The organism is Flavobacterium hydatis (genome assembly GCF_000737695.1).
Taxonomy (GTDB): domain Bacteria; phylum Bacteroidota; class Bacteroidia; order Flavobacteriales; family Flavobacteriaceae; genus Flavobacterium; species Flavobacterium hydatis.
The window spans coordinates 64,895-74,373 of record NZ_JPRM01000026.1 but is presented as its reverse complement, the minus strand read 5'-3'; the positions used below and the strand labels follow the sequence as shown (position 1 = coordinate 74,373).

Below are 9,479 nucleotides of genomic sequence, written 5' to 3'. Positions count from 1 at the left end.
GTTTGATTTTCTATGTTTAATAGAAGGCTTGTTTTTAGTTTTAAATAAAAGTAATTTTTTTACTACAAAATACTGCTTTTTCAATTTATAATTAAATACTTTTACTTTCATAAATAAAAGGGATTATGTTAGTTAAAGTATACGGAAGTGCAGTTTTTGGTGTAGAAGCCACAACTATTACAGTTGAGGTAAATATGGATGCTGGAATTGGGTATCATTTGGTAGGTTTGCCCGATAGCGCCATCAAAGAAAGTTGTTTCAGGATTGCAGCAGCACTAAAAAATAACGGGTATAAAATGCCTGGTAAAAAAATAACCATAAACATGGCGCCAGCCGATTTACGTAAGGAGGGTTCTGCATACGATCTAACTTTAGCAATTGGTATTTTAGTGGCTTCAGATCAAATAAAAGCACCCGAACTAGATAAGTATATCATTATGGGAGAACTTTCGCTTGACGGAAGCTTACAACCCATTCGTGGTGCGTTGCCTATTGCTATAAAAGCAAAGGAAGAAGGATATAAAGGTTTTTTTCTGCCAAAGCAAAATGTAAAAGAAGCTGCAATTGTAGCTGGCCTTGATGTATATGGAGTTGAGAATGTTCAGGAAGTAATTGATTTTCTGGAAGGAAAAGGAACTCTAGAGACGACTGTTATAGATACAAGAGCAGAGTTTTATAAAACGTTAGATTTTCCTGAATTCGATTTCTCGGATGTAAGAGGGCAGGAGAGCATCAAGCGTTGTATGGAAATTGCTGCTGCGGGCGGACACAATATAATTTTGGTTGGGCCTCCGGGAGCAGGAAAAACGATGCTTGCCAAACGATTGCCAAGTATTTTGCCACCAATGACATTAAAAGAAGCATTAGAAACTACCAAAATTCATAGTGTTGCAGGTAAGTTAAAAGAAGTAGGCTTAATGAATCAAAGGCCTTTCAGAAGTCCGCATCACACTATTTCGAATGTAGCATTAGTAGGAGGTGGGAGTTATCCGCAACCAGGAGAAATATCGATGGCACATAATGGGGTATTATTCTTAGATGAATTACCTGAGTTTAAAAGAGATGTTCTCGAAGTAATGCGTCAACCGCTAGAAGATAGAGAAGTAACAATTTCGAGAGCAAAGTTTACCGTAACCTATCCATCTTCTTTTATGCTTGTGGCTAGTATGAACCCAAGCCCAAGCGGATTCTTTAATGATCCTGATGCTCCACAAAAATCTTCCCCACACGAAATGCAACGGTATTTAAGCAAGATTTCGGGACCTCTATTAGACAGGATAGATATTCATATAGAAGTTACTCCTGTTCCTTTTGAAAAATTAGCTGATGATAATAAAGCCGAAAGCAGTGTGCATATTCGAGAACGTGTTACGGCAGGACGCGAAATTCAAGCTAAAAGATTTGAAACTTTCGAGAATATAAATTACAATGCTCAAATGAACACGAAGCAAATCAGAGAGTTTTGTGCGCTTGATGAGCAATCTAAGTTATTATTAAAAACAGCAATGGAAAGACTTAATCTTTCAGCTAGAGCCTACGATAGGATTTTGAAAGTAGCCAGAACTATCGCCGACTTAGAAGCGGCTCCAGATATTATTTCTTCGCATATTGCCGAAGCAATCCAATATCGTAGTTTAGATCGTGATGGTTGGTTAGGGTAAAATAAGTATAAGCCATAATTAATTTTAACACATAGAAACATAGATTTTGTACTCTGAATAAGGCGTTTTACTTATTTTAAAAGCACAAAGTTAGCTATGTGAAAGAAATGTATTTCTTTTTGTATTCTTTCTCAAATATAAAATCTATGTTTCTATGTGTTAAACAAAAAAAAGAGCAACTCATCGAGTTGCTCTTTAAATATATAAGTATAATTTGTTTTACGAAGCTACAACTGGAGCATCTTTACGCTCTAATAATGCCATATAAAAACCATCAAAACCAGACTCAGAAGCCAATATCTTGTGATCTTTTACAAAAGTAAACTGTTTTCCAATTTCTGTTTTTAAGAATTTCTCTACTTGTTCTTGATTTTCAGAAGGTAATATAGAACATGTAGCATAAACTAATTTCCCTCCTGGTTTTACAATCTTAGAGTAGTTCTCTAAAACTTCTGCTTGAACTTTACGAATGTTATCGATAAACTCAGGCTTTAATTTCCATTTAGCATCAGGGTTTCTTTTTAAAACACCTAAACCACTACATGGAGCATCGATTAAAACTCTATCGGCTTTTTCGTGTAATTTCTTAATTACCTTAGTTGTGTCGATAATACGGTATTCGATATTAAAAGCACCATTACGTTTTGCTCTTAATTTTAATTGCTTTAGTTTACTTTCGTATAAATCCATTGCAATTAATTGTCCTTTGTTTTCCATTAAAGAAGCAATATGCAATGTTTTTCCTCCAGCACCAGCACAAGTATCTACTACACGCATTCCTGGTTTTACATCAAGAAATGCAGCAACAAGTTGTGAGTTTGCATCTTGTACTTCAAAGAACCCTTGTTTAAAAGCATCTGTTAAGAATACGTTGGCTCTTTCTTTTAAGACTAAAGCATCAGGTTGGTTTTTTAAATATTCTGTTTCAATATTTAAATCCATCAAGATTGCTCTTAATTGCTCTTTGGTAGTTTTTAGCGTATTTACTCTAAGTATAACTTTGGCAGGTTGGTTTTGAGCAGCAATTTCTGTAGCCCAAAGTTTTTCGCCTAGTTCTTTAACTCCTAGTTCATCCATCCAGTCTGGAATAGATTCTTTAATAGCTCTAACTTTAGAAAGCTCATCAAAACGACCTTTTATTTTTCTTTCAGGAACACCTTCAAGCTGGCGCCAATCCGGGATTGGGTAACCTCTTAAAACTGCCCATACCGAGAACATTCTCCAAAGGTTATCTCTGTCAAATGGTTCTTTAACTTCGGCAATTTCACTGTATAATCTTTTCCAACGAACTATTTCGTATATCGTTTCTGCGACAAATTTCCTGTCAGAACTTCCCCAACGTTTGTCTTTTTTTAATGCTCTTGCAACCACTTTATCTGCATATTCGCCTTCATTGAATATTGCATTTAAAGAATCGATGGTCGTATAAACTAAATTTCTGTGTAATCTCATTTTAAATAATTGAGTTGCAAAGGTAGTATTAATTGGTTGAAAGTTAAATTTTTAATTTTGAATGTTCTTTTTATATTTTTCAACCAAAAAAAACACTCTTTTAGGAATTAAAAGAGTGTTTTGTAAATGTTTATCAAGGCTTAGTGAACTCTTGTTAAACCTATGTTTTCTGGAGCATGAAGCACCATTGGGAATTTTTCTATTTTTACAGAACTGCTGTCTAAACCAAAAGCGCGTTCTTCGGATAAACTTAACTTCTTGATAAAGAAATAAGAATTCATGATAATATTTTCATGCCATCTTAGGTCATTATCGTTAGAAAGGAATTTCTCAGATAGTACAAATTTGAAATCTCCAATAATATTATTCTTATTCAATGATTCGTATCGGCTCGTAATATCAACTTCTCCTTTTTTCACCATATCACGAATAACTTCTCTAAACATTAAGTTAATCTTGGTAGGTTCTCTAAATCCTAAATTAAAATCGACTCTATAAATATCGTCTTTTGCAATTTCGGTTACTTTATATTGCGTTTTATAAGGCTCAGTTAAAATATTTACGTGAACAAACCAGTATATATCGGCTCTTTTTGGACGCTTTTGCAAAATTGAATAAATAACTTTTTCCTCAAGTTCGTCTACACGATTTGCATTAGTCATATAAACTAAGTGTGTTGCATATTTAGGAATAGATAAATCTTCGCTCAATTCCATCAACACCTTTTTATAATCTTCAATTTTGATAACCTTGGTGTAGTTTTTATTAATTTTCTTAGCAAGGAACCAAATCGTCATAATAGAGATAAGAGCTGCTGCAATAATTAATGTTACATAACCACCTTCGGTAAATTTAGTTACATTGGCAATCAGGAAACTAATCTCGATTGCTAGATATATTGTAATTAACGGAACCATGAAGTATAATTTTACTCGTTTCATGATCAAGTAAAAATTAAGCAAGATGGTGGTCATAATCATACATAATATAATTGCCAGACCGTAAGCATGTTCCATCTTTCCTGATTCTTCAAAGTGCAGTACGATACCCACACAACCAAAAAACAATAACCAGTTTATAGACGGGATGTATAATTGACCTTTTACTTCGGTAGGGTATTTTATTTTTACTTTTGGCCAGAAATTTAATCGCATAGCTTCATTTATCAATGTAAATGAACCACTAATAAGTGCCTGAGAAGCAATTACAGCAGCAAGAGTTGCGATAACAATACCAATTGGCTGGAACCAACTTGCCATGATTAAATAAAAAGGATTTCCGTTTCCTCCTAATTGTTGCAAAGTTTTTCCTTCATGATGAATAAGATAAGCTGCTTGTCCAAAATAGTTTAAAACTAATGTTGATTTAACAAATATCCAGCTTATACGAATGTTTTTTCTTCCGCAGTGTCCCATGTCAGAGTACAATGCTTCGGCTCCTGTTGTACATAAAAATACAAAACCTAATACAAAGAAACCATCAGGATGGATTGATAACAAGTGATAGGCGTAATAAGGGTTTATCGCTTTAAAAACTTCAGGATGGTGTGCAATTTGTATAACACCCAAAGTTCCTAACATAGCAAACCAGATAAGCATCATTGGTGCAAAAAATTTACCAACTAGTTTTGTACCAAATTGCTGAATTGTAAATAAAACAAATAAGATTGCAATAACAATAGGAACAGTATTTATACTAGGATAGTATGTTTTAATACCCTCGATTGCTGAGGAAACAGATATAGGCGGTGTAATAATACCATCTGCAAGTAAGGCACTTCCCCCAATAATGGCGGGAACAATGAGCCATTTAATTTTTGTTTTTTTAACCAGTGCGTATAATGCGAAGATTCCTCCTTCTCCGTGATTATCAGCACTTAATGTAATAAGCACATATTTGATGGTTGTTTGGAGCGTTAATGTCCAGAAAACACATGAAATACCACCCAAAACAATATCAGCTTCAATTATATGCTTGCCAAGAATGGCTTTCATTACATATAAAGGAGAGGTTCCTATATCACCATATATTATCCCTAATGTGATTAACAAACCTCCTAACGTTAACTTACTATGTAAGTTCTTGTGTGATGCGCTCATTTAATTTTTTAATTTTATAAAAGTCGCGTCAAATTTACTGTTTTAAAACAAATTAACATCAAATTATGAGTAATAAAGATAAAAAAAACACGATCGTTAAATCGTGTTTTTGTTTTAATCTGATAAGTGTATAAAAATTAGCCTCTTCTATTACCACCTCTTTCAGTAGAGCTACTTTGTCTTTGGCCCGAATCGCCTCTAGAAACGGAACCCGATCTCTCGTTTCCTGAACTTTGAGGGGTTGATTGCCTAGCTGAACTAGTTCTGCTTTCATAATTCCCTCTTGATGATTCCGTTCTTTGAGTCGAATAGTCTCTTGTTGCACTTCCTCTATTTTGAGTATAATCTCTTGAAGATTCTGTTCTTTGTGTAGGCGTTACCGTAGTAGAACTTGTTCTGTTTTGAGAATAATCTCTCGTAGTTTGTGTTCTTGGAGTTGGCGTTACTTCGTTAGAACTTGTTCTGTTTTGAGAATAATCTCTCGTAGTTTGTGTTCTTGGAGTTGGCGTTACTTCGTTAGAATTTGTTCTGTTTTGAGAATAATCTCTTGTAGTTTCAGTACTAGAACTAGTATTTCCTCTATTGTAATCTCTAGAAGTGTTTATTCTGTCTACAGAAGTTCCTGTTGAGGTTGTTCTGTTTTGAGAATAATCACGAGTAGTTGGTCTTGCACTAGTATTGTAGTCTCTAGATGTGTTTGTTCTGTTTTGAGTATAATCTCTATTATTTGTTGTTCTATCAGTAGTAGAATAGGTATTGTTTCTTCTGTTTGTTTCTCTGCTGGCAACACGTCTTTGATCTAACTCATATCTATTGTTTACATTATTGTTACGTTGAGCAAAACCGTTGTTAGGATTACGTCTTTCGTAGCCATAAGTACGATTAGAGTTATATATTACAACTGCTGTGTTGCTTCTTCTAGAACTCACATAGTTATAATGATTGTTTACGTTAATACAAATGTTTACATTGTTTCTGTATCTATACACTGGGTAAGGTCTCCATGCAGTATAATAAGTAGGGTAGTAGTTCCATGTCCAGCTAGAATAATAAGGACGATAGTTAGTAACCCAAAACGAAGTATAAATTACAGGAGTAATGGTATAAACCGGCTCATAGATATAATTAGATCCATAAATAAAGTCGTTCCCAACAACTTGTATATGAACTTTGTTAAAAGAATCTCTTTCTAGATCTATTGTTGCAACATCTTGGTAAACATCACGGTCAAGTACAGCTTGTATGATGATTACGTGAGTTCTGTTTTCTACACTTTCGATTACACGTAAATAATCTACTTGATTATCACCGTTTAAATCCAGATTAGATATTTGATATTTTGGTTCATTTAATCTTCTTTCAAAATCCTGAAGATTTGCAGATTCCCCAAAAATAGAAGCTACGGCTCTTAAATCTAAATTATCACTAATATCAGAATTCTTAGCATATACTGTAGCTCCAGCTTGAGCTTGCATTGTAGCAAACCCTAAAGTTAGTAGACTTATTAAAAGTATTTTCGTTCTCATGACGTATCGTATTAAGATTGTTATTTTGAATTATCCAATTACTGTGCCACAAAAAATATCTACCGTTTTGATTTTATGTAAATAATTGTATTTTAGCATAAAATAATTTAAAATACCATGAAAAAATTAGCACTCTTTTTAAGTCTTTTTAGTTTTGTTATGCATTGTCAAACAGTAGATTATAAGTCAAATGGTAAGGGGTTTCAGTCTATTGAAATAGATACATTGTTTAAAGATAAAATAAGTATTAGAGCGCTGGTAATTGATAAGAATAAGATATGGTTTGGGGCTGATAATTCGCGATTTGGGTATTACGATTTAAAGGATAAAGAAAAATATGTAGAGCATATTTATAAAGACACTTTAAAGTTAGAATTCAGAAGTATCGCACAAACATCAAAAAATATTTTTTTATTAAGTGTTGCAAATCCAGCTTTACTTTACCAAGTTTCTAAAGCAACCAAAAAAACGAAATTAGTTTATAAAGAGGTTAATGATAAGGTGTTTTACGATAGTATGCAATTTTGGAATGATTCTGAGGGAATTGCAATAGGAGATCCTACCGAAGATAGTTTTTCGATATTAATAACGCGTGACGGAGGCAATACTTGGGCAAAATTATTATCAGACCAATTGCCTACAATGGGTAAAGGTGAAGCAGCATTTGCAGCAAGTAATACTAATATTGTTATAAAAGGAAAAGATACTTGGTTGGTTTCCGGAGGAAAAAAGGCAAGAGTTTTTCATTCATCTGATAAAGGGAGAACATGGAAAGTTTTTGAAACACCTATTGTACAAGGAAAAACTATGACTGGGATTTTTACGGCTGATTTTTACGATTCTAAAAACGGAATTATTGCTGGAGGAGATTATGAGTTTCCAGAACAAAATTCAGATAATAAAGCAATTACTACTGATGGTGGGAAAACTTGGAATTTAATAGCGCAGAATTCAGGTTTTGGTTATGCATCTTGTGTACAATACGTACCTAAAAGTGGTGGAAAAGAAATAGTTGTAGTGGGAACTTTAGGATTGCATTATTCTGCTGATGGAGGCAATACATGGAAACAATTGTCTACAGACTCAAGTCTTTTTACCATCCGATTTATGAATTCTACTACTGCAATTGCTGCAGGTCACAATAAATTGGTTCAGATCCGCTTTAAAAAATGAGAACCCTAAATAATAAAGTAATTATTATAAAGGGTTCTCCGCTGTTGTTATTTTTAAGAAGGATTTAGTTTTTACCTGCTTTATCTCGATATTGGTGTAATAGTTTGCGATTAAAATCATCTTCTGATTTACGAAGGATTATAATTTTTTTCGCAGGAAGTATTTTCTTTAAACTTGCAATATATTTTTTGCGCAAAAGATATAATTCTTCGTCAGTACTTTCCATTTGAGAAAGAAGTGTTGCAGCTTCTTTTTCAGACATGTTTTTTAGAGTTTCGTCGCTCAATTTTCTTGTGTACGATTTTAGTTTTTGATGTCTTAATTCATATTGTTTATCATCGTACGTATTATATATGGGCCAAAATTTTTCTGATTCAGCCGAAGTTAATTCTAATTCGGTTGTTAAGAAAGAAACTTTATATGCCTTTATTTTTTCTCTTTTCTCATCCATTTTTTCGTTTTGAGCATAAAAGGGAAGCGTTATCAGGAATAATAATATCGGAAGTATGTTTTTGATTTTCATTTGCATCGTTTTAATATAATTGTTCTTTTATTCTAAAATAAGATGTTCAATATTAGGGTTTGCTGCCAGAACATCTTCTATGGCATCATCACCTAAGGCAATATTTTTGTCTAAATTATTAATGTCGTTTGTATCTAACTCATGAATTAAATCATATTGATTTAAATTTGATTGATAAGATAAGTACGTTTCCAGAGTAGCTTCGTCAAGTTCCTTAGATTTTGTTGTGTACTTATATATTATAGGAACCGTTAATGCAATTACAAGTACGGCTGCAACTGCCATGAATGTTTTTCTATTTCTTGCAAATAAAGAAATTGTTTTAGGTTCATTTTGTGGCAACTTCTCCAATAAATTTGCTGAGAAATTTTCAAAGTAATTTTCTGGAGTTTTAAATCCAGTTTCAATTTTCGGTTCGTTATCTAATTTAAATGCTTTCATGATGTATGTAAGACTTTATTAGTTGTAAAAGGTTTAATTGGATGTAACGTGAGCTTCGATTTTTTTTACGGCATGATGGTACGATGCTTTTAATGCACCAACCGAAGTCCCTAATATATCGGCTATTTCTTCGTATTTTAATTCTTCAAAATATTTCATTTTAAAAACCAATTGTTGTTTTTCTGGAAGCGTAACAATAGCTTTTTGCAGTTTTAACTGAATTTCATTTCCATCAAAAAAAGCATCAGCTTCAAGATTTTCAATAGTTTTATTTTGTAAAGCTTCAGAGGTTATTCCGTTTAGTTTTGCTTTCTGACTTAAAAAAGTCAAAGCTTCATTGGTTGCAATACGATACACCCATGAAAAAAGTTTGCTATCTCCTTTAAATTTATTCAGATATCTAAAAACTTTTATAAATGTATTTTGCAAAACATCGTGCGCATCATCATGATTCAAAACAATGTTTCGAATATGATTGTACAGCGGTTTTTGGTAATTGGATACAAGTTTTTGAAACGCAGTATTTTGCGTCTTCGGGTTTAATAATTCTTGTATAAATACCTTTTCGTCTGTCAACTTTCTTTTTTATATAAGTTAGAATAGG

The 9,479-nt window shown here is 33.1% G+C and carries 8 protein-coding genes; 2 read left to right on the top strand and 6 right to left on the bottom strand.

The features are described from left to right. Positions 1–125 precede the first annotated feature (125 nt). A complete protein-coding gene (locus tag IW20_RS16250) occupies positions 126–1,661 on the top strand; it encodes a YifB family Mg chelatase-like AAA ATPase (protein WP_035624580.1) in 1,536 nt (511 codons plus the stop codon). Between the two features lie 219 nt (positions 1,662–1,880). Here the strand turns inward: IW20_RS16250 and IW20_RS16245 are convergent, their stop codons facing one another. From IW20_RS16245 to IW20_RS16235, 3 genes are all read right to left on the bottom strand, one after another. Then, on the bottom strand, positions 1,881–3,113 hold the full coding sequence (locus IW20_RS16245; RefSeq protein ID WP_035624576.1) for an RsmB/NOP family class I SAM-dependent RNA methyltransferase: 1,233 nt from the start codon (positions 3,111–3,113) through the stop codon (positions 1,881–1,883). Between the two features lie 140 nt (positions 3,114–3,253). Next, positions 3,254–5,212, bottom strand: a complete 1,959-nt coding sequence (locus tag IW20_RS16240; RefSeq protein WP_035624573.1) for a KUP/HAK/KT family potassium transporter — start codon at positions 5,210–5,212, stop codon at positions 3,254–3,256. Between the two features lie 137 nt (positions 5,213–5,349). Continuing rightward, positions 5,350–6,738 carry a hypothetical protein gene (locus tag IW20_RS16235; protein ID WP_035624570.1) on the bottom strand — a complete coding sequence of 463 codons (1,389 nt, stop codon included), beginning with the start codon at positions 6,736–6,738 and terminating at the stop codon, positions 5,350–5,352. A gap of 117 nt (positions 6,739–6,855) precedes the next feature. On the opposite strand from IW20_RS16235, the gene IW20_RS16230 reads away from it, so the two are divergent. After that, a complete protein-coding gene (locus tag IW20_RS16230; protein ID WP_035624567.1) occupies positions 6,856–7,911 on the top strand; it encodes a beta propeller repeat protein in 1,056 nt (351 codons plus the stop codon). Between the two features lie 64 nt (positions 7,912–7,975). On the opposite strand, the gene IW20_RS16225 is transcribed toward IW20_RS16230, so the two are convergent. From IW20_RS16225 to IW20_RS16215, 3 genes are read right to left on the bottom strand one after another with little or no spacing between them, the layout of a single operon-like run. Next, the gene (locus tag IW20_RS16225) at positions 7,976–8,434 is read right to left on the bottom strand and encodes a hypothetical protein (protein WP_035624597.1); all 459 of its coding nucleotides are present in this window, start codon (positions 8,432–8,434) and stop codon (positions 7,976–7,978) included. 27 nt (positions 8,435–8,461) lie between these two features. After that, a complete protein-coding gene (locus IW20_RS16220; RefSeq protein ID WP_035624564.1) occupies positions 8,462–8,875 on the bottom strand; it encodes a hypothetical protein in 414 nt (137 codons plus the stop codon). Between the two features lie 33 nt (positions 8,876–8,908). After that, on the bottom strand, positions 8,909–9,451 hold the full coding sequence (locus tag IW20_RS16215) for an RNA polymerase sigma factor (RefSeq protein ID WP_035624561.1): 543 nt from the start codon (positions 9,449–9,451) through the stop codon (positions 8,909–8,911). Between the last annotated feature and the right edge of the window lie 28 nt (positions 9,452–9,479).

Bases quoted from the DNA above. Each gene is read 5' to 3' on its own strand.
- IW20_RS16250 (WP_035624580.1), top strand. From the start codon at position 126: ATGTTAGTTAAAGTATACGGAAGTGCAGTTTTTGGTGTAGAAGCCACA.
- IW20_RS16245 (WP_035624576.1), bottom strand. From the start codon at position 3,113: ATGAGATTACACAGAAATTTAGTTTATACGACCATCGATTCTTTAAAT.
- IW20_RS16240 (WP_035624573.1), bottom strand. From the start codon at position 5,212: ATGAGCGCATCACACAAGAACTTACATAGTAAGTTAACGTTAGGAGGT.
- IW20_RS16235 (WP_035624570.1), bottom strand. From the start codon at position 6,738: ATGAGAACGAAAATACTTTTAATAAGTCTACTAACTTTAGGGTTTGCT.
- IW20_RS16230 (WP_035624567.1), top strand. From the start codon at position 6,856: ATGAAAAAATTAGCACTCTTTTTAAGTCTTTTTAGTTTTGTTATGCAT.
- IW20_RS16225 (WP_035624597.1), bottom strand. From the start codon at position 8,434: ATGAAAATCAAAAACATACTTCCGATATTATTATTCCTGATAACGCTT.
- IW20_RS16220 (WP_035624564.1), bottom strand. From the start codon at position 8,875: ATGAAAGCATTTAAATTAGATAACGAACCGAAAATTGAAACTGGATTT.